The sequence below is a fragment of the Actinoallomurus acanthiterrae genome, from assembly GCF_054775715.1.
In genome coordinates this window covers 9,848,593-9,866,160 of sequence record NZ_BAAHCO010000001.1, presented here as the reverse complement: position 1 = coordinate 9,866,160, position 17,568 = coordinate 9,848,593, and the positions used below count along the sequence as shown (strand labels likewise).

Annotated in this window: 18 protein-coding genes and 1 pseudogene; 10 read left to right on the top strand and 9 right to left on the bottom strand. The window is 71.6% G+C overall.

The annotated features are described in order from the left end of the window. Positions 1-2 precede the first annotated feature (2 nt). The gene (locus tag ACYVF7_RS46460; protein WP_460352452.1) at positions 3-359 is read right to left on the bottom strand and encodes a YraN family protein; all 357 of its coding nucleotides are present in this window, start codon (positions 357-359) and stop codon (positions 3-5) included. Between the two features lie 550 nt (positions 360-909). On the opposite strand from ACYVF7_RS46460, the gene ACYVF7_RS46455 reads away from it, so the two are divergent. Further along, complete coding sequence (locus tag ACYVF7_RS46455; RefSeq protein ID WP_460352451.1) at positions 910-1,968, top strand: tyrosine recombinase XerC; 1,059 nt, start codon at positions 910-912, stop codon at positions 1,966-1,968. Between the two features lie 451 nt (positions 1,969-2,419). On the opposite strand, the gene ACYVF7_RS46450 is transcribed toward ACYVF7_RS46455, so the two are convergent. Then, positions 2,420-3,202: a M23 family metallopeptidase gene (locus tag ACYVF7_RS46450; protein ID WP_460352449.1), complete on the bottom strand. Its 783-nt coding sequence runs from the start codon at positions 3,200-3,202 to the stop codon at positions 2,420-2,422. Between the two features lie 279 nt (positions 3,203-3,481). On the opposite strand from ACYVF7_RS46450, the gene rpsB reads away from it, so the two are divergent. Genes rpsB through ACYVF7_RS46425 form a run of 5 tightly spaced genes read left to right on the top strand, consistent with a single transcriptional unit; the run spans position 3,482 to position 7,602 of the window. Next, on the top strand, positions 3,482-4,459 hold the full coding sequence (gene rpsB / locus ACYVF7_RS46445; protein ID WP_460352448.1) for a 30S ribosomal protein S2: 978 nt from the start codon (positions 3,482-3,484) through the stop codon (positions 4,457-4,459). Between the two features lie 36 nt (positions 4,460-4,495). Then, positions 4,496-5,332 carry a translation elongation factor Ts gene (gene tsf / locus ACYVF7_RS46440; RefSeq protein ID WP_460352446.1) on the top strand — a complete coding sequence of 279 codons (837 nt, stop codon included), beginning with the start codon at positions 4,496-4,498 and terminating at the stop codon, positions 5,330-5,332. Between the two features lie 52 nt (positions 5,333-5,384). Further along, a complete protein-coding gene (gene pyrH / locus ACYVF7_RS46435; RefSeq protein ID WP_460352444.1) occupies positions 5,385-6,149 on the top strand; it encodes a UMP kinase in 765 nt (254 codons plus the stop codon). Positions 6,150-6,163: 14 nt separating this feature from the next. Further along, positions 6,164-6,721, top strand: coding sequence for a ribosome recycling factor (frr, locus tag ACYVF7_RS46430; protein WP_460352442.1), 558 nt, complete (start codon positions 6,164-6,166; stop codon positions 6,719-6,721). Then, a complete protein-coding gene (locus ACYVF7_RS46425; protein ID WP_460352441.1) occupies positions 6,721-7,602 on the top strand; it encodes a phosphatidate cytidylyltransferase in 882 nt (293 codons plus the stop codon). The genes frr and ACYVF7_RS46425 overlap by 1 nt, the downstream gene beginning before the upstream one ends. A 67-nt stretch (positions 7,603-7,669) precedes the next feature. On the opposite strand, the gene ACYVF7_RS46420 is transcribed toward ACYVF7_RS46425, so the two are convergent. Beyond that, on the bottom strand, positions 7,670-8,815 hold the full coding sequence (locus ACYVF7_RS46420; protein WP_460352440.1) for a suppressor of fused domain protein: 1,146 nt from the start codon (positions 8,813-8,815) through the stop codon (positions 7,670-7,672). 137 nt (positions 8,816-8,952) lie between these two features. Here ACYVF7_RS46420 and rlmN point away from each other — a divergent pair. Beyond that, positions 8,953-10,044, top strand: a pseudogene (gene rlmN, locus ACYVF7_RS46415) (dual-specificity RNA methyltransferase RlmN); the annotation flags it as partial. Positions 10,045-10,288: 244 nt separating this feature from the next. Here rlmN and ACYVF7_RS46410 read toward each other — a convergent pair. Continuing rightward, positions 10,289-10,756 (bottom strand): YflT domain-containing protein, encoded by a 468-nt coding sequence (locus ACYVF7_RS46410; protein ID WP_460352438.1) that lies wholly within the window; start codon positions 10,754-10,756, stop codon positions 10,289-10,291. Between the two features lie 119 nt (positions 10,757-10,875). Between ACYVF7_RS46410 and ACYVF7_RS46405 the strand changes: the two genes are divergently transcribed. After that, entirely contained in the window at positions 10,876-11,379 is a 504-nt protein-coding gene (locus ACYVF7_RS46405; RefSeq protein WP_460352437.1) for a DivIVA domain-containing protein, read from the top strand. A gap of 216 nt (positions 11,380-11,595) precedes the next feature. Here ACYVF7_RS46405 and ACYVF7_RS46400 read toward each other — a convergent pair whose 3' ends face one another. Both ACYVF7_RS46400 and ACYVF7_RS46395 read right to left on the bottom strand, forming a co-directional pair. Beyond that, a complete protein-coding gene (locus ACYVF7_RS46400; RefSeq protein WP_460352436.1) occupies positions 11,596-12,276 on the bottom strand; it encodes a hypothetical protein in 681 nt (226 codons plus the stop codon). An 8-nt stretch (positions 12,277-12,284) separates the two neighbouring features. Beyond that, positions 12,285-12,989, bottom strand: a complete 705-nt coding sequence (locus ACYVF7_RS46395; protein ID WP_460352434.1) for an ATP-binding cassette domain-containing protein — start codon at positions 12,987-12,989, stop codon at positions 12,285-12,287. 56 nt (positions 12,990-13,045) lie between these two features. On the opposite strand from ACYVF7_RS46395, the gene ACYVF7_RS46390 reads away from it, so the two are divergent. Continuing rightward, on the top strand, positions 13,046-13,456 hold the full coding sequence (locus ACYVF7_RS46390) for an HIT family protein (RefSeq protein WP_460352432.1): 411 nt from the start codon (positions 13,046-13,048) through the stop codon (positions 13,454-13,456). Between the two features lie 5 nt (positions 13,457-13,461). After that, positions 13,462-14,955: a DUF2079 domain-containing protein gene (locus tag ACYVF7_RS46385; protein WP_460352431.1), complete on the top strand. Its 1,494-nt coding sequence runs from the start codon at positions 13,462-13,464 to the stop codon at positions 14,953-14,955. Positions 14,956-14,978: 23 nt separating this feature from the next. Here ACYVF7_RS46385 and ACYVF7_RS46380 read toward each other — a convergent pair whose 3' ends face one another. The 3 genes from ACYVF7_RS46380 to ACYVF7_RS46370 are packed head-to-tail and all read right to left on the bottom strand — an operon-like array spanning position 14,979 to position 17,514. Beyond that, positions 14,979-16,319 (bottom strand): ABC transporter permease, encoded by a 1,341-nt coding sequence (locus ACYVF7_RS46380; protein WP_460352429.1) that lies wholly within the window; start codon positions 16,317-16,319, stop codon positions 14,979-14,981. Then, on the bottom strand, positions 16,316-16,987 hold the full coding sequence (locus tag ACYVF7_RS46375; RefSeq protein ID WP_460352427.1) for an ABC transporter ATP-binding protein: 672 nt from the start codon (positions 16,985-16,987) through the stop codon (positions 16,316-16,318). The genes ACYVF7_RS46380 and ACYVF7_RS46375 overlap by 4 nt, the downstream gene beginning before the upstream one ends. Beyond that, positions 16,984-17,514: a PadR family transcriptional regulator gene (locus ACYVF7_RS46370; protein WP_460352425.1), complete on the bottom strand. Its 531-nt coding sequence runs from the start codon at positions 17,512-17,514 to the stop codon at positions 16,984-16,986. The genes ACYVF7_RS46375 and ACYVF7_RS46370 overlap by 4 nt, the downstream gene beginning before the upstream one ends. Positions 17,515-17,568: the final 54 nt, after the last annotated feature.

Here is a 17,568-nt window from a genome sequence, read left to right as displayed (position 1 = left end):
CGTCAGCACACTCCCTTCAAATGGTCGACGGTGAAGCGGCCGGGCCCGTCGGCGAGCAGGCCGATGACATCGATGCGGGCGGTGGCGTGAGCGACGCCGTGGGCGGCGAGCCAGCGGACCGCGAGGCGTCGTAATCGCGCGGCCTTGGCCGGCGTGATCGCCTCGACGGGGGTGCCGAAGGCGGTGCTGGAGCGGGTCTTCACCTCGCACACGACCAGCTCCCCGCCGTCGCGGGCCACGATGTCCAGCTCGCCCTCGCCGCATCGCCAGTTGCGATCGAGGATCTGCCAGCCGAGCCGGGTCAGGTGATCGGCCGCCGCCTGCTCGCCCTGCCGCCCGAGCGTGTCCTTCGCGTTCATGCGGCCTCCTCCCAAGGCCGGCGAACCCATCCCGGCTGATCTCCCGGCCTCGCCTGGCCAACCGACCCCGGCTGATCTCGCGGCCTTGCCCGGTCAACCGACCCCGGCTGATCTCGCGGCCTTGCCCGGTCAACCGACCCCGGCTGATCTCGCGGCCTTGCCCGGTCAACCGACCCCGGCTGATCTCGCGGCCTTGCCCGGTCAACCGACCCCGGCTGATCTCGCGGCCTTGCCCGGTCAACCGACCCCGGCCGATCTCCCGGCCTTGCCCGGCCAACCCATCCCGGCCGACCTCCTGGCGCCGGAAGAATGGCCGGGCGCGCTGTGCTCATGATTCGCTCGCTCATGCGCTCACCTCCGATGTCGACGCTGCCGGATCGGTCACCACCCGTGTCGTACGAATCGCGTTCTGTGGATAACCGGGCCGGGCCGGTGCGGTCGCTTGATTCACCGGGTCGGCTCGCGCACGGTGGGACATCGAGCGGTGCTCGCGTCCCACGGGGCGCATGCGCCGCAGGTTCCGGTCGGTGACGAGTCCGCGGGAGAGCAGATGGCGGCGAACGAGGAGATCGGCGCGGAGTCCGCTGAGGCGTTCGGTCCGGTGCTGGCCGATTTCGAACGGCACCTGCGCGCCGAGCGCGGTCTGTCCGCGCACACCGTCCGTGCCTATCTGGGAGACGTCACCGATCTGCTCGCGCACGCCCACCGCATGGGACTGCGCGATGTGGCAGGTCTGGACGTACGAATGTTGCGGACGTGGCTGGCCGCGCAGCACGCGCTCGGCCGGTCGCGCGCCACGCTCGCCCGCCGGACCGCCTCGGCGCGCGTGTTCACGGCGTTCGCCCATCGCCGTGGGCTGCTGCCGACTGATCCCGGCGCCCTTCTGGGCACTCCCAAGCAGGGGCGGACGCTCCCGCGAGTGCTGCGCCAGGACGAGGCCACCGCGCTGCTCGACCGCAGACCGTCCCGTGGCCGGACGGCGGCGGCCGATGACCGTACGAGCGACTCCCGGGGCGAGACTGCCGGTCGCGGAGAGCCCGCCTCGGGCGATGGCCGTACGAGCGACTCCGGGCAGCGTACGGACGGTCAGGAGCCCGCTTCGGACGCCGTCGCGCTGCGGGACCAGGCCGTGTTCGAACTGCTCTACGGCTCCGCCATCCGGGTCGGGGAGCTGTGCGGGCTGGACGTTGACGACGTCGACCTCGCCCGGCGCACCATCCGGGTGATCGGAAAGGGCGACAAGGAACGGACGGTCCCGGTGAGCGCGCCGGCGGCCCGGGCCGTCGACGCGTGGCTGCGCCGGGGACGCCCTGGCCTCGTGCGCGACCGCAGCGGACCCGCGCTGTTCGTCGGCACTCGCGGCGGCCGGTTGCATCCCACCGTCGTCCGGCGTGACCTGCACCGGCGGCTCGCGGAGCTGGGCCTGCCCGACATGGGGCCGCACGGCCTCCGGCACAGCGCGGCCACCCACCTCCTGGAGGGCGGCGCGGATCTGCGCAGCGTCCAGGAGATCCTCGGCCACTCCTCCCTGGCGACGACCCAGGTGTACACCCACGTCACCGCGGAGCGGCTCAAGGCGGCCTACCGGCAGGCCCACCCCCGGGCATGACGGGATCGGCCTGGGGTCCCGAACCCTCGGCGGAGGGCGGCGATGAGCCCCGGTGCCGGACGCGTCGTCGGTCGCCCAGCACACGTGCCCGTCGGGCGGACCAGTGCGCAGGCGGAGTCCGTCTCGGCGCGTTCGGCGTCTACGCGGTCGTCCCATGGTGGAGTCGTCTGCGGCCACAGCCCGTCGCCACGGCTCGTCCCACGGCTCGTCGCCACGGCTCGTCGCCACAGCCCGTCGGCGCGGGTCAGCGGCAGGCCGCGTGGCGGATGCGACGGCTGTTCCGTGCTGTGCGCGGAGCGTTTCAGCAGCAGGCTCGGCGACACCCGCCGGTCGGCCGGCGCGGGTGAGTGGACCCGCCTATGTCTCACGGATGTCGACGCCGCTCACCTCGGATGGCCGGTAAGGCGCGCTGCGGCCGTCAGCGAGGACCGGTCACCCGGGCGCGTGCATATCAGCGGCCCCGTCCGCGTGGGCGCCGCCGGCGGCGGCGGTGAGCGAGGAGCCGGAACAGCGCAATGGCCGCCGCTCCGGCGACCGCGATCGGGCCGATCGACGCGCCGATGCCCGTGGTGGCGCTGACCGGTCGTGTCGCCGGAGCCGGGAGCACCCGTCGTGCCGGGAGCACCCGCACAGGGGCGGTCGGCCGTGTCCTCCCGGATGCGGCGGACGGCCGGGCCGTCGCGGGATACCGAGGGGACGCCGGCCCGCGGCCGCCGGGGTCGGCTTCGGCCCGCGGCGACGCCCGCTGCCCGGTAACGGCGGCCGGGGGAGGAGCGTGCCACCAGGGCAGGAGGCGTACGGGGCCGAGGCCGAGGAGGGAGAGCGGGTCGAGGTAGGAGCCGCCGCGCAGGAGTCCCCAGTGCAGGCAGCTCTCCTGCCCGCAGTGGCCCAGGACCGCCTCCACGACGCCGATCCGTGCGCCCGCCGCGACGATCTGCCCGGGGCGTACGACCGGGCGTACGGGCAGGTAGGTCGTGCGGAGTGCGCCATGAGTGATCGTCACCACACCGCGGCCCGCCAGATCGTGGGCGAAGGTCACCCGCCCGGCGCCGGTGGCGAAGACCGGACGGCCGGGAGGCGCGGCGAGATCGACGCCCCGGTGCCCGGCCTCCCACGGATGGGCGGGCGGGTCGAAACGGCGCAGAACCGGCGGTGGCGGGCGTAACGGCCACTGCCAGCCCGCGTCCGCCCCGCCGGAAGCCGCCATGACCAGGAGAAACCCGGACCACACCATGACACCGAGCATGCGCGCCCCCGCCCGCCCCGCGACAGGACCCCGACGAAACCTGGGGAAAACCCCGGCGTTGGAGGCGTGGAGTCCACGAGGGGGTGAGCCGCCGGTACACTTGCCTCAACGGTCGCATGACCGAATTCACGCGTCCGCCGGCCACCGGGCATCGGTGGGGCGACCCTCTCGGTCCATGACCACTCGTCATGGCAGGGGCGCACGGGCGCAGGCAAACAACCGGGACGTGGCCCAGAGAACGACTGGGCCGGACAGGAGAACACGGGCATGGCACCCGTCGTCACCATGAAGCAGCTGCTCGAGAGCGGCGTCCACTTCGGTCACCAGACCCGCCGGTGGAACCCGAAGATGAAGCGTTTCATCTTCACCGAGCGCAACGGCATCTACATCATCGACCTGCAGCAGTCGCTGTCCTACATCGACCGCGCCTTCGACTTCATCAAGGAGACGGTCGCCCACGGCGGCACGATCCTGTTCGTCGGTACGAAGAAGCAGGCGCAGGAGTCGATCTCCGATCAGGCGCAGCGCGTCGGGATGCCGTATGTCAACCAGCGCTGGCTGGGTGGCATGCTCACCAACTTCTCCACGGTGCACAAGCGCCTCACCCGTCTGAAGGAGCTCGAGGAGCTCGACTACGACGACGTCGCCGGCTCGGGTATGACGAAGAAGGAGCTTCTCATGCGCAAGCGTGAGAAGGACAAGCTCGAGCGCACCCTCGGCGGTATCCGCGACATGGCGCGCGTGCCCAGCGCGGTGTGGATCTGCGACACCAAGAAGGAGCACATCGCCGTCAACGAGGCCCGCAAGCTGGGCATCCCGGTGGTGGCGATCCTCGACACCAACTGCGACCCGGACGAGGTCGACTACCCGATCCCGGGCAACGACGACGCCATCCGCAGCGTCAGCCTGCTGACCCGCGTGGTCGCGGACGCCGTGGCCGGCGGCCTGATGGCCCGCGCCGGCGCCGCGCCGTCCGGTGACGAGAAGCCCGCCCCGGTCGGTGCCGAGGAGCCCCTCACGGAGTGGGAGCGCGAGCTCCTGCAGAGCAAGAACGAGTCCGGCGAGACGGCCGAGGCCGCTCCGCAGGCTGAGGCCCCGGAGGCTGAGGCTCCGCAGGTTGAGGCTCCGCAGGCCGAGGCTGAGGCTCCGCAGACTGAGGCCCCGGAGGCTGAGGCTCCGCAGGCCGAGGCTGAGGCTCCGGAGGCCGCGCCGGCCGAGCAGCCGCAGACCGGTCAGGACTCCTGACGGCCCACGACCGACGACGAGAGAGACAAGACCACAATGGCGAACTTCACCGCCGCCGACGTCAAGAAGCTCCGGGACACCACCGGCTCCGGGATGATGGCCTGTAAGAAGGCCCTTGAGGAGGCCGAGGGCGACTTCGACAAGGCGGTCGAGCTGCTCCGTCTCAAGGGCGCCAAGGACGTCGGCAAGCGCGCCGAGCGCACCGCCGCCAACGGCCTGGTCGCCGAGTTCTTCAACGGCTCCGGCGACGGCGCGATCCTCGAGCTCAACTGCGAGACCGACTTCGTCGCCAAGAACGAGGGCTTCATCGCGCTGGCGAACCAGATCGTCGAGTTCGCCGCGAAGAGCGATGCGGCCGACCGCGACGCCCTGCTGGCCGCCGAGATCGAGACGGGCAAGACCGTCCAGCAGCTGATCGACGAGAACAGCGCCAAGATCGGGGAGAAGCTCGAGCTCGGCCGCTTCGCCCACTTCAAGGGCGCGTACGTCGCCAGCTACCTGCACAAGTCCGACCCGTCGCTGCCGCCCGCCACCGGCGTGCTGGTCGAGCTCGACACCGAGGCGCCCGAGGTGGCCAAGGAGATCGCGCAGCAGATCGCCGCGATGTCTCCGAAGTACCTCACCAACGACGACGTCCCCACCGACGTCGTCGCCAAGGAGCGGGCGCTCGCCGAGCAGATCACCCGCGACGAGGGCAAGCCCGAGCAGGCGATCCCGAAGATCGTCGAGGGTCGGGTGCGGGCCTACTTCAAGGACTTCGTCCTCGTGGAGCAGCCCTTCGTGAAGGACCCGAAGAAGTCTGTCGGTAAGGTCCTCCAGGACGCCGGGGTGAACGTCAAGCAGTTCGCCCGGTTCCGGGTCGGGCAGCTCTAAGACCCGCCCGAGGACGCCCAGCCGCTGAGAGTGAGACGAAGGAGCCGCCGCCGTGCAGGACAGTAAGACCACCGACACGACGGCGGCTCCGTCGTCCCACCATGGCTGGAAGCGGGTGCTCCTCAAACTCTCCGGCGAGGCGTTCGCCGGCGGCGAGGCGCTCGGCATCGACCCCGCGGTCGTCCAGCACATCGCGGAGGCGATCGCCGAGGTGGTGCGGGAGGGCGTGCAGGTCTCGGTGGTCTGCGGCGGCGGCAACATGTTCCGCGGCGCGCAGATGTCCGCCCAGGGCATGGACCGCTCGCGCAGCGACTACATGGGCATGCTCGGCACCGTGATCAACTGCCTCGCGCTGCAGGACTTCCTCGAGAAGCTCGGCCTGGACACGCGGGTGCAGACGGCGATCACGATGGGCCAGGTCGCCGAGCCGTACATCCCGCGCAGGGCCATCCGCCACCTCGAGAAGGGCCGTGTGGTGATCTTCGGCGCCGGCCTCGGCCAGCCGTTCTTCTCCACCGACACGGCCGCGGCGCAGCGGGCGCTGGAGATCGGCGCGGACGCCGTGCTGAAGGGCACCCAGGTCGACGGCGTGTACGACGCCGACCCGAAGAAGAACCCGGACGCCTTCCGGTTCGACCGGCTCGAGTACGGCGAGGTGCTGCAGCGCGGCCTGAAGGTCATGGACGCCACCGCGATCAGCCTCTGCATGGACAACGGCCTGCCCATCGTGGTCTTCGACCTGATGGGGCAAGGCAATATCGTGCGGGCCGTCCGCGGTGAGAAGATCGGCACATTGGTAAGTCCGGCGGAGAGCTGAACAAGGAGCCGAAGGTGATCGACGAGATCCTCCTCGAAGCCGAGGAGAAGATGGAGAAGGCCGTCACGGTCGCCAAGGATGACTTCAACGGCATCCGTACCGGCCGGGTGACGCCCGCGATGTTCAACAAGATCACGGCGGAGTACTACGGCACGCCGACGCCGATCAACCAGCTGGCGTCGTTCACGCTGCCCGAGGCCCGCATGGTCATCGTCCAGCCGTACGACGCGAACTCCCTGAGCGCGATCGAGAAGGCCATCCGCGAGAGCGACCTCGGTGTCAACCCGGGCAACGACGGGAAGATCATCCGTGTGGTGTTCCCGGAGCTGTCCGAGGAGCGCCGCAAGGAGTTCATCAAGGTGGCCGGGCACAAGGCGGAGGACGCGCGGGTCTCGATCCGCAACATCCGCCGGCACGCCAAGGACGCCCTCGACAAGCTCGCCAAGGGTGGCGACGCGGGTGAGGACGACGTGCGCCGCGCGGAGAAGGAGCTGGACGACTTCACGCACAAGCACGTCGGCAAGATCGACGAGCTGCTCGAGCACAAGAAAGCCGAGTTGCTCGAGGTCTAGTGGGACTCGAGCAGGCCCCGACGCCCGCACCGGAGATCCCGGAGGCACAGGCGGAAGAAACGGGCAAGAAGAAGCGCCGGCCGGGCCGGAATCTCCCTATCGCCGTCGGGGTCGGCCTGGGGCTCGGTGCCCTCGTGCTGGTGTCCCTCTACACCGTCAAGGAGATCTTCCTCGGCGTCGTCGTGGTCTTCCTCGGCGTCGCCGTCTGGGAGCTCATCCGGGCGTTCGCGACGCGGGACATCCGCATCGATCGGGCCCCCGTCATGGCCGGCGGCCTGGCGATGCTGGTCTGCACGTACGTCTGGGGGACCACCGGCCTGGTCGCGACGTTCGCCCTGACGGTGCTGGCGACCCTGCTGTGGCGGCTGACCGGAGGCCAGGAGGGCTACGTCCGGGACGCCACGGCGAGCGTGTTCACCGTGGCGTACGTCCCGTTCCTCGCCGGGTTCGTGGTCCTGATGCTGCACGCGGACGACGGCCCGAACCGCATCATCGTCTTCATCGCGTTGACGGTCGCCAGCGACACCGGTGGCTTCTTCGCGGGCTCCTTCCTGGGCGCGCACAAGATGGCCCCGGCCATCAGCCCGAAGAAGACCTGGGAGGGGTTCAGCGGATCGCTCCTCACCGGTATGGCGGTCGGCGGGGTGCTGATGCCCTGGCTGGTGCACGGCACCTGGTGGCAGGGGGTCATCGTCGGCGCCGCCGCCGTGTGCTCGGCCACGCTCGGCGACCTCATCGAGTCGATGATCAAGCGGGATCTCGGCATCAAGGACATGGGGACCCTCCTGCCGGAGCACGGCGGCGTGATGGACCGCCTCGACTCCCTCCTGGCCACCGTCCCCGTCGTGTGGCTGCTCTTCCAGGCGTTCGTCCCCGCCTAGCGGAGATCCACCGGACACGCCCCAGCCGTACGGTGGGCGACCCGGAGCGCCGGGCCGCCCACGGCGGTCAGTCCTCGCCGACGACCCAGCTGCGTCCCTTCCGGGACAGCCGCTCGATCAACGCGTCCGGGCCCTCGTCCTTGCCGAACTGCCGCTCCGCCTCGGTGATCGGCACGAGCCACAGCCAGTGCACCGGGTCGCCGCCGAACGAGAAGCCGCTCATGTCCGGCGCGGCCGGCCCCTTGAGACGGCTGGGGTCGTCGAGCAGCAGCACGCCCTCCCAGCTCGGGCCGAGCGGGAAGGTCTTCGCCTCGTGGTACCACTTGACGTTGTCGCCCGCGGCGAACGACGTGACCGCGCGCCACGGATACTGCGCCAGCCAGGGGAAGATGCTGCCGGCGCGCTGGCTGGGCAGCGTGGTCGCCACGGCGAGCTCGATGCGGGCGTGGTCGGCCACGTCGTCCTCGTACAGCTCGACGGTGGGCATCCGCTGGCAGCTCATGCCGACCGTGCTGAGCACCCGGTAGGGGCGGTCTTCCATCGCGGGGCGTTCCGAGACCCCGACGACGGGCTGCTCGCCCGCGGAGCCCGCTCCCTTCCCCGCACGTGCCCGCCACTGCCGGCCCACGTCGTGCCAGTAGTACCCGCCGGGGCCGAGCCGGCCCAGCAGATGCCCCAGCACCGACTGCTGGAACCCCTCCCAGGCGCCGTCCCCCTTCCGCCAGTCCCAGAACGCCTGCGCCTGCAGGATGCGCGGCCCCAGATCCTCGATCTCGTCGTCCAGCGCGAACGCGAACGGGCCCTGGCCGACGGCCTCCCGGCTGTACCCGGGCAGTCCGCGGTCCATGTCCGACCAGCCGGGGATCACGCACAGAGGCTGCCCGTCCTCGAGCAGCGCCGCGCCGTCGCCCTCCTCGAACCAGACCACCGTGAGCGACCGCGGGTCGGGCGCCGACCGTCCCTTGGGGTGCTTGGTGTGGCCGGACGGCATGGCGGGGACCAGCCCGGCGTTCAGCCGCGCGAGGTCGGGGTGGGACGAAGCGTCCTGGTGGTTGGCGACCCAGGCCGCGGCCACGGTGTGCCCGTCGCTCCTGCGGAGGTACGCCGCCGTCGCGACGTGATCGGACTCCACTTCGAGGACACGGCTTCCGTAGGGGCTGGTGTCACTGATCAGGACACGCGTCTCCTGCGGCGTTCTGCGCAATACCGGCATAGAGGGGACTGTAGTGAGTGTGCGGCCCCCACCGCGGCATTGACGTCCTCCCCGATGAAATGCACTCCCGGTAAGGTTCGCGCGCAGACGCGCCGACGTACGAAGCGCCCCCTGGCGTCTGCCACACTGGAACGGACATGCCCGCTCAGCTCACCTTCGCCGCTCCGCGCCGGGCGAAGCCTCCGCGTCACCTCGCCGACCTGTCCTGGGACGAGCGGCGGGAGGCCGTTGGTGCGCTCGGGGAGAAGCCGTTCCGCGCCGACCAGCTGTCGCGCCACTACTTCGGCAGGCTCGCCGACGATCCGTCGGACATGACGGACCTGCCGGCCGCCGTCCGGGACCGTCTCGTCGCCGAGCTGCTGCCCTCCCTGCTCACCTCGGTGAGCGATCTGACCTGTGACAACGGCGCCACGCGCAAGACGCTGTGGAAGGCGTTCGACGGCACGCTCGTCGAGTCGGTCCTCATGCGCTATCCGGACCGGGTCACGATGTGCGTCTCCTCCCAGGCCGGCTGCGGCATGAACTGCCCGTTCTGCGCCACCGGCCAGGCGGGGCTCACCCGCAACCTGTCGACCGCCGAGATCGTCGAGCAGGTGATGGCGGGCGCCCGGGCGCTCGACCGCGGCGAGATCGCCGGCGGCAAGGGCCGGGTCAGCAACATCGTCTTCATGGGCATGGGCGAGCCACTCGCCAACTTCTCCGCCATCGTCCGGGCGATCCACCGGCTCAGCGACCCGAGCCCGCAGGGGCTGGGCATCTCCCAGCGGAACATCACCGTCTCCACGGTGGGCCTCGTCCCGAAGATCAACCAGCTCGCCGACCTCGACTTCAAGGTACGGCTGGCGGTGTCCCTGCACGCGCCCGACGACGAGCTGCGCGACGAGCTCGTGCCGATCAACACCCGCTGGAAGGTCCGGGAGGTCCTCGACGCCGCGTGGGCGTACGCCGACCGCACCCGGCGCCGGGTTTCGATCGAGTACGCCCTGATCCGGGACATCAACGATCAGGCGTGGCGCGCCGACCTGCTCGGCCGGCTGATCAAGAGCCACCCGGTGCACGTCAACCTGATCCCGTTGAACCCGACGCCGGGTTCGAAGTGGACCGCGTCGCGGCCGTCGGACCAGACGGAGTTCGTCCGGCGCCTGGAGGCCCACGGCGTCCCCGTCACCGTACGGGACACGCGCGGTCAGGAGATCGACGGAGCGTGCGGTCAGCTGGCGGCCAAGAGCGTGGAGCAGCCCCTCTCCGCCCTGCCGGAGCAGCCCCTCGCGGCTCTGCCGGACCGGGCGCTCCCCATCCTGCCGGACCGCCCGGTCCCACCGAACGACCGGCTTCCCGCCGCCGAGTAGACAGCCGACCTCCCGCCGGGACGACCGGCTTCCCGCCCCGAGTGGACAGTAGGCTCGCGTCTCACCCCCCCGGGCCGTCCGGGGACGACCGGCCTCCCGTGCTCCAGTAGACCGTCCCGCCGGGTCAGTGGGGCTGGTCGGTGGCGGGTACGGCGGCCAGCAGACGCCTGGCCTCGGTGGCGAACTCCGCGTCGACGAGCACGTCGTACCGCTCGGCCACCACGGCGCTGGCCGACGCGAACGTCTGCCGCCGCACCATGTGCGCCACCGCCGCGAAGATCGCACCGAAGATCGCGCCGAGGATGATCGCGGAGATCACCGCGCCCACCACCCACGGGCTGACGATCCAGAAGATCACGCCGATGAACAGGCCGATCCAGGCGCCGGAGCCCGCGCCCGCCAGCAGTGCCTTGCCGAGCGTCCACCGGCCGAGGATCCGCTCCTCGAACCTCAGCCCGGAACCGACGATCGAGACGTGCTCCACCGGGAAGTGGCGTTCCGCCAGGACGTCCACCGCGCGTTGCGCGGCCGCGTGGTTCGTGTAGCCGCCGAGCACCACTTTCTGTGGTCCGGCTGCGTTCTCCGTCGTCATACTCAGCCCCCCTGGTCCGTGTGACGACCTCCCTGACAGATTTCCCCAGGTCCAGCCCCTACACCCCTTTTTCGGGCATGCGGTGCCGTCGCCACCTTGATTTGCGTGAGAATGCGGCTATGCCGGAGTTCCCGATCGCCCTTCGCGGCTATCACCGTCACCAGGTGGACGCGTTCATCGCCCGCGTCGAGGGGACTCTGGGCCGCGCGCAGCTGTTCGCGCCGCCGGTCACCGCCGCCGAGATCGGCGAGGTGCGGTTCGCCGTCACCCTGCGCGGCTACCAGGGAAGCGCCGTCGACCAGCGGCTCGAGGAGTACCTGCGCGAGTTCGAGGCGAAGGAGAACGCCAGGCGGCGCCGGCTGGCCGCCGCCGAGGCGGACCGCCTCGCGGGGCTGGTGCGCAACGTCCGGTTCGTCACGACCCGGCTGACCGAGGGCTACGACGAACGGGACGTCGACGCCTTCCTCGACACGATGCTCGTCGCGTTGCGCGGCCGTACGGCACGGTCGGCGGACGTACGGGCGGCGCGTTTCGCGACGACCCGGCTCCGGCCCGGGTACAGCCAGCCCGACGTCGACGGCTTCCTCGCGCACCTGGCCGCCGAACTCGACCGTCTCGGCTGAGGGATGCCCCCGGGCGCCGGTGTACGGCACGTCGGTCACCTGGCTCTCGGCCGAGGGACGCCGCTGAGAGCCGCTGCACGGCACGTCGAGCACCTGGCCGCCGAGCCCGACCGTCTCGGCTGAGGGATGCCCCCGGGCGCCGGTGTACGGCACGTCGGTCACCCGGCCTCGGCTCAGGGGTGCCCCGGAGCCGCCGTACGGACCACCTGGCGGCGGTCAGGCGCGGGTGCGCCGGAGGCGTACGTACAGCGCCGTGGCGAGCGCCGTCCACGCGAGCGTGCGCAGGGCGAACCACGGCAGGCCGTTCGTGAACGCGGACGCGCCGCGACCGGCCGCCCCCATCCACTCGATCATCGGGACGGTGAGGACCCGCAGCGGACCGAGTCCCAGCAGCAGGTCGGCCACGTAGACGCCGAGCAGGACGAGGATCGACCAGCCGGGGGAGGGGAGGATCGCCCGGCTGGTGAGCGCCCCGAGCGCCGTCGCGGCCAGCGCCGACAGCAGGATCAGCGCGATCGCCGGCAGCAGCACGGAGGGCCGGACCCCGTACAGCACCGCCGCCGCGAGCGGGTACGCCGAGGCGACCAGCGCCAGGCAGGCCGTGAACCCCGAGGCCGCGATCAGCCCGCAGACCGTCGCCCGCGACCATCCGAGGGCGATCACCCCGATATGCCGCTGGGCGTCGGGTTCGTTGTCGAGCAGCCCGCGCGCCGCCCAAGCGCAGATCGGGAAGCTCAGCGCGGTCAGGTCGCCGATCGTGGTCAGCGCGCCGGCCCGTATCTGGGCCGGGGTGCCGCCGAGAGGGGAGGAGAAGACGATCGCCAGCAGCAGCATGAAGGCGAGCACCGGGTGCAGGATCCGCGCCGACCGCGCGTACCCCTCGAGCTGGAACCGCATCGCCGCGATCATCGGCACCTCGCCTCGTAGCCGTCCGACTTGAGGCGGGTCACCAGGTCCTCGGCCTGGGAGCGGGGCAGGACCACCTCGACCACCGCGTGCTCCTCGGTGAGGTCTCCTTCGGTCACCGTCTGCCCGGCGACCTGCCAGCGCATCACGCCGGGCGCCTCCCGGAGGTCGCCCTGGTGGTCGCTGACCACGATGGACGAGCCCGCGGAGGCGAGTTCGGCCAACAGGGCCGGCAGCGCCCCGCGCGTCCGCGCGTCGAGGCCCGCGAACGGCTCGTCGAGGACGAGCAGCCCGGGGGCGGCGAGCAGCGCCTGGATGAGCCCGGCCTTGTGCGCGCTGCCCTTGGACAGGTCGGGCAGGCGGACGTCCAGGAGCTCGGTGAAGCCCAGCCGTTCCGCCCAGTCGCCGATTCGCGCCGGCGGCACGCCGCGTACGGCGGCCATGTGCCCGAGGTAGGCCCGCGCGGTGAACGGCTGACCGGCCGGGAACCGCTCCGGCGCGTACCCCACGGCGGGCGGGCGGCCGGTGACGCGTCCCCGCACCGGCGGCACGACCCCGGCGACGAGCCGGAGGAGCGTTGATTTGCCCGCTCCATTGCGGCCGTTCACCTCGATGATCCGGCCACGGGGTACGGTCAGCGTCACGTCGTGCAGCACCCACGATGCACGACGGCCATAGCGGAAGGCGACTTGATCAAAGCGCACAGGCCAGGAGCCTATTCGCGCCGAATAAGACGGCCGTAAGCGGAAGAATACCCACCATGGACTGCCTGTTCTGCGAGATCGTGAAGGGGGAGCGGCCCGCTCACGTGGTGCTCGACGACGGTCCCGTCGTCGCGTTCCTGGACACCCGGCCGCTGTTCAAGGGGCATACGCTCCTGGTGCCGCGAACCCACTACGAGACCCTCGCGGACCTGCCGGCCGACCTCATCGAGCCGCTGTTCGCCGCCGGGCAGCGGCTGTCCGTCGCCATGGAGACGGCGCTCGCCGCCGCCGGGTCCTTCGTCGCGCTGAACAACCGGGTCAGCCAGAGCGTGTCCCACCTGCACGTCCACGTCGTGCCCAGGAACCGCAAGGACGGCCTGCGCGGCTTCTTCTGGCCCCGGACCAAGTACGACTCCGACGACGAGGCCCGCGCGTACGCCGACCGTCTCCGCGGTGCGCTCGGATGATCACGATGTCCGCCGAGACCGCCGGCCCGGAGGTACGGCCGGGACGCCCCCGACGCGAAGCCGTGACCGTCGGCGTCCTCACCGTGGCCGCCGCGATGGTGTACTCGGTGTTCGCCCTGGTGCGGCACTGGGCCTTCCGCACCACCACGTACGACCTGGTGATCTTCGATCAGGCGGTGCGCTCCTACAGCCGCTTCCATCTGCCGGTCGCGATCGTCAAGGGCGTGCACAACGGTTTCGGTCCGCACTTCACCGTGCTCGGCGACCACTTCTCGCCGATCCTCGCCGTCCTCGCGCCGCTGTACTGGATCCACGACGGGCCGCAGACGCTCCTGATCGCGCAGGCGGTGCTCCTGGCGCTGACGATCGTGCCGCTGTGGGCGTTCACGCGGCGGCGGTTCGGCGCGTGGGCGGCGCACTGCGTCGCGGGCGTGTACGCGCTGGCCTGGCCGGTGGCCGAGACGGTCGCGTTCGACTTCCACGAGATGGCGTTCACGCCCGTGCTGTCCATGCTGATGCTCGAACGGCACGACGCCGGGCGGCGCGGGCAGTGCGCGCTGGCCGCGGGCGCGCTGCTGCTGGTCAAGGAGGACATGGGCCTGCTCGTCGCCGGCTTCGGGCTCTACCTGCTGACGCGTCCGGGGGAGCGGCGTCTCGCCGCCGCCTTCGTGGGCGGCGGCCTGGTGTGGACCTGGCTGGCCTCCCGGGTGCTGATTCCGGCGTTCGGCGGCGCGGCGGACTACTACTGGGCCTACGACGCGCTGGGCAAGGACCTGCCGCACGCCGCCCTGTACGCCCTGACGCACCCGTGGACCGCGCTGAAGCTGCTCGTGACGCCGAGCGTCAAGGCGTCGACGATGGGCTGGCTCATCCTGCCGCTGCTCCTCGTACCGCTGGCCTCACCGATCACCCTGGCGGTGCTGCCCCTGCTGGCCGAGCGGATGCTCGCGAACCGCTTCGGGAACTGGTGGGAGCCGAGGTTCCACTACAACGTCGCGCTGACCGCCCTGCTCATCGCGGCCGGCGTGGACGGAGCCTGCCGGCTGTCCCGGCTCCGGCCGCCCGGTCTGCGCGGGCGGCGGCTGCGAGTGGACCTCGTCTGGCCGGTCGCGGCGCTCCTCGCCGCCGTCCTCGTCGTTCCGCGCTTCTCGTTCAAGCACTTCTTCGAATCGGCGTTCTACCGGCGCGACGCGCACGCGCGGGCCGCCGCCGCGGCGGTCGCGGCCGTACCCCGCAGCGTGCTGGTCGAGGCCGCGAACGTCGTCGGGCCCCAGCTGTCCGGGCGGGACCGCGTGCTGCTGTGGGACACCAAGGTCCGCTGGGCGCCCTGGGTCGTGGCCGACACGGCCCGTACGACGTTCCCCTTCCCGTGGGTGGCCGCGCAGCGCGACCGCGTACGGTACCTGCGGCGCAACGGCTACCAGGTGGTCCTGAACCGGGACGGCTGGGTCGTCCTGAACCGCCCCGGCGTCACGCCCGACCTGCGCGCTACCCGGTGAACCGCCGGGCGCTCCTCCCCGAGTCACTCGGTGCGAAGACGCTCGGGCGCGATCGCGCGGCGCAACCGGCGCCGGGAGACCCTTGTGACCAGGACGGTGGCGAGCACGCTCAGGCCGCCCAGGAGCAGCGAGTGCCCGATCGTCCACAGGGACCAGGTGCCCTGGAGCCACAGGTTCACGGCCATCGTCACCAGGCTGGCGGCCACGGCGAGGCCACAGACGGGCACGGAGGCGATGAGGCCCTGACGGGTGAGCACACGGCGCAGCTCCCGTTCGGACGCGCCGCCGGCGCGGAGCGCGGCCATCACCGGGCCGCGTTCGAGAAGCGACTCGGCTTGGTGCACGAGGAGGGCGGCGGCCGCCACGACGATCGCCACCAGCAGGGCCAGGCTGAGGAGCGTGAAACTCGTCACCCAGAACGGATCGAAGTTCCGGACGGTCAGGAAGTCCGCCTCGAACAGGCCGACCCCCGTTCCGATCGAGACGGTGAGGCCGACGACGGCGAGTGTCCGGCCCCACGGGCGGGCGTCGGCCTCCAGAGCGCGTGCCGCCAGCAGGGTCTCCGCCGACCCGGCCCTGCGCGCGACCCACCGTGCCGCGAACCAGACCACCCACCCGGCGGACCACATCAGCGCGACCGGCAGGAGGAGCGGGCTCAGGAGTACCACCGTACGCACGGTGTCGCGGGAGCCGCCGAGATCCACGAAGGTGTAGAGCAGCCAGATGGCGAGCGAGACCGTGCACGGCGGCAGGAGGAGCAGGAGGCCGTACCAGCGGGGCGGGCGCACGTTGGCGCGCCGCGTCACGCCGAGCGGCGTGGCGATGACGTGACGGCCGGCGAGCAGCCCGGAGACCGCCGCCGCGCCGATCACGATCGCCATGGCGGCCAGCCCCCACAGAGGCGGTACGTCGACGTCGGCCCGCGATCCCGGAGGCAGCAGGCTGCGGGCGCTCAGCTGGAGCAGGAGGTATGACGCGGCCCCGACGACGGTGCCGAGGGCGGCCGTACGGGTCACCTCGATCGCCCCGAGGATCCGGACCTCGCGCGGCATGGCCCCCGCCAGGCGCAGCGCCGACAGTCGCCGCTCCCGGTCGGCGGCGGCCAGCCGCCCCGACTGGTAGAGGAACGCCGTGACCGGCAGGAGCAGCAGCGCGATCCCGAAGGCGGTGCCGCCCCGCGTGCCCGGGTCGGCGATCGGGCCGAAGTGGTCGTCGAGCTGCCCGTGCAGGGCGAGCACGTTGGCCGCGCCGAACAGGAACCAGGTGGCCAGCCCCGCCCCGGTCGCCATCAGCCGGACGCGGGCGCGCTCCGGCGGCGAACCGCCGTGGTTGAGCATTCCCGCCACGGTCAGGAGCGCCCTCATGCCATCACTCCACTGACCAGGGCGCCGTCGCGCAGCACGATCTCCCGGTCGGCGTGCGCCGCGACCTGGTTGTCATGCGTCACGATCACGACGGTGGCGTCATTCGCCCGCGCGGCGCCCATCAGCAGCGACAGCACCCGTTCCCCGGAGACCGAGTCGAGCGCGCCGGTCGGCTCGTCGGCGAAGATGACCTTCGGTGTCGTGACGAGCGCCCTGGCGATCGCCACGCGCTGGAGCTGGCCCCCGGACAGCTCCGCCGGACGGGACTCGGCGACGTCCAGGGCGCCCGCCTCCTCGAGCCGGCCGTGTGCGACCGTCGTCGCCTCGGCGCGGCCCCGCCCGGCGAACAGCAGCGGCAGCGCGACGTTCTCCACGGCGGTCAGCTCGGGAACGAGCCGGTCGAGCTGGAAGACGATCCCGAAGTCCTCCCGCCGGAGCCGGGTGCGGGCCGCGTCGTCGAGATCGTCGATCCGCCGCCCGGCGTAGTGCACTTCACCGGCCTCGGGGGACATGATCCCGTTCAGGCAGTGCAGGAGCGTCGACTTGCCCGAGCCGCTGGGGCCCGTGATCGCGACCGTCTCCCCGCGTTCGACGGCCAGGGAGACGCCGCGCAGGGCGTGCGTGCGGCCGAAGGCCTTCTCGATGTGGCGGGCTTCCAGCAGGGTCATGAGCGGATCTCCTGAATGAGGTCGTCGATGCGCTGCCGGGCCGTCTCCATCCAGCGCAGGTCGGCGTCGAGGTGGTGCAGGGCGTAGTCCGCGGCCAGGAGCTCGCCCACCGAGACCCCTGCCGTGCGCTTGCGGGCCGTCAGCTCCCGCATCCGTTCGAGGTGCGCGGCCCGCTGCCGAAGGAGGTAGGCATCGGCCGCGCCCTCGGCGACCAGCGCCATCACCACCCGGCTGAACAACGGGCTGGACACGTACGGCGCGGGTGGCTCGACCTCGCCGAGCCAGCGGCGGACCTCCTCCGTCCCCTCCTCGGTGATCTCGTAGACGGTGCGCTCGGGACCGGCCTCCTGAACCGTGCCGGAGACCGTCACCCGGCCGTCCCGCTCCAGTCGCTGCAGAGTCGCGTAGACCTGCCCGTACGCGAGCGGCCGCGCGCCCGGAAGCCGCTCGTCGTGCTCGCGTTTGAGTTCGTATCCGTGCTTCGGCCGCTCGGTCAGCAGCCCGAGCAGGATGTGCCCGGTCGACATGACGGTGACTATACACTCGATGTATTCATTGAGTGAATAGATGGCACATCGTTC

Coding starts and splice junctions, on each gene's coding strand:
- ACYVF7_RS46460 (WP_460352452.1), bottom strand. CDS start 359: ATGAACGCGAAGGACACGCTCGGGCGGCAGGGCGAGCAGGCGGCGGCC.
- ACYVF7_RS46455 (WP_460352451.1), top strand. CDS start 910: ATGGCGGCGAACGAGGAGATCGGCGCGGAGTCCGCTGAGGCGTTCGGT.
- ACYVF7_RS46450 (WP_460352449.1), bottom strand. CDS start 3,202: ATGGTGTGGTCCGGGTTTCTCCTGGTCATGGCGGCTTCCGGCGGGGCG.
- rpsB (WP_460352448.1), top strand. CDS start 3,482: ATGGCACCCGTCGTCACCATGAAGCAGCTGCTCGAGAGCGGCGTCCAC.
- tsf (WP_460352446.1), top strand. CDS start 4,496: ATGGCGAACTTCACCGCCGCCGACGTCAAGAAGCTCCGGGACACCACC.
- ACYVF7_RS46420 (WP_460352440.1), bottom strand. CDS start 8,815: ATGCCGGTATTGCGCAGAACGCCGCAGGAGACGCGTGTCCTGATCAGT.
- ACYVF7_RS46410 (WP_460352438.1), bottom strand. CDS start 10,756: ATGACGACGGAGAACGCAGCCGGACCACAGAAAGTGGTGCTCGGCGGC.
- ACYVF7_RS46405 (WP_460352437.1), top strand. CDS start 10,876: ATGCCGGAGTTCCCGATCGCCCTTCGCGGCTATCACCGTCACCAGGTG.
- ACYVF7_RS46400 (WP_460352436.1), bottom strand. CDS start 12,276: ATGCGGTTCCAGCTCGAGGGGTACGCGCGGTCGGCGCGGATCCTGCAC.
- ACYVF7_RS46390 (WP_460352432.1), top strand. CDS start 13,046: ATGGACTGCCTGTTCTGCGAGATCGTGAAGGGGGAGCGGCCCGCTCAC.
- ACYVF7_RS46385 (WP_460352431.1), top strand. CDS start 13,462: ATGTCCGCCGAGACCGCCGGCCCGGAGGTACGGCCGGGACGCCCCCGA.
- ACYVF7_RS46380 (WP_460352429.1), bottom strand. CDS start 16,319: ATGAGGGCGCTCCTGACCGTGGCGGGAATGCTCAACCACGGCGGTTCG.
- ACYVF7_RS46375 (WP_460352427.1), bottom strand. CDS start 16,987: ATGACCCTGCTGGAAGCCCGCCACATCGAGAAGGCCTTCGGCCGCACG.
- ACYVF7_RS46370 (WP_460352425.1), bottom strand. CDS start 17,514: ATGTCGACCGGGCACATCCTGCTCGGGCTGCTGACCGAGCGGCCGAAG.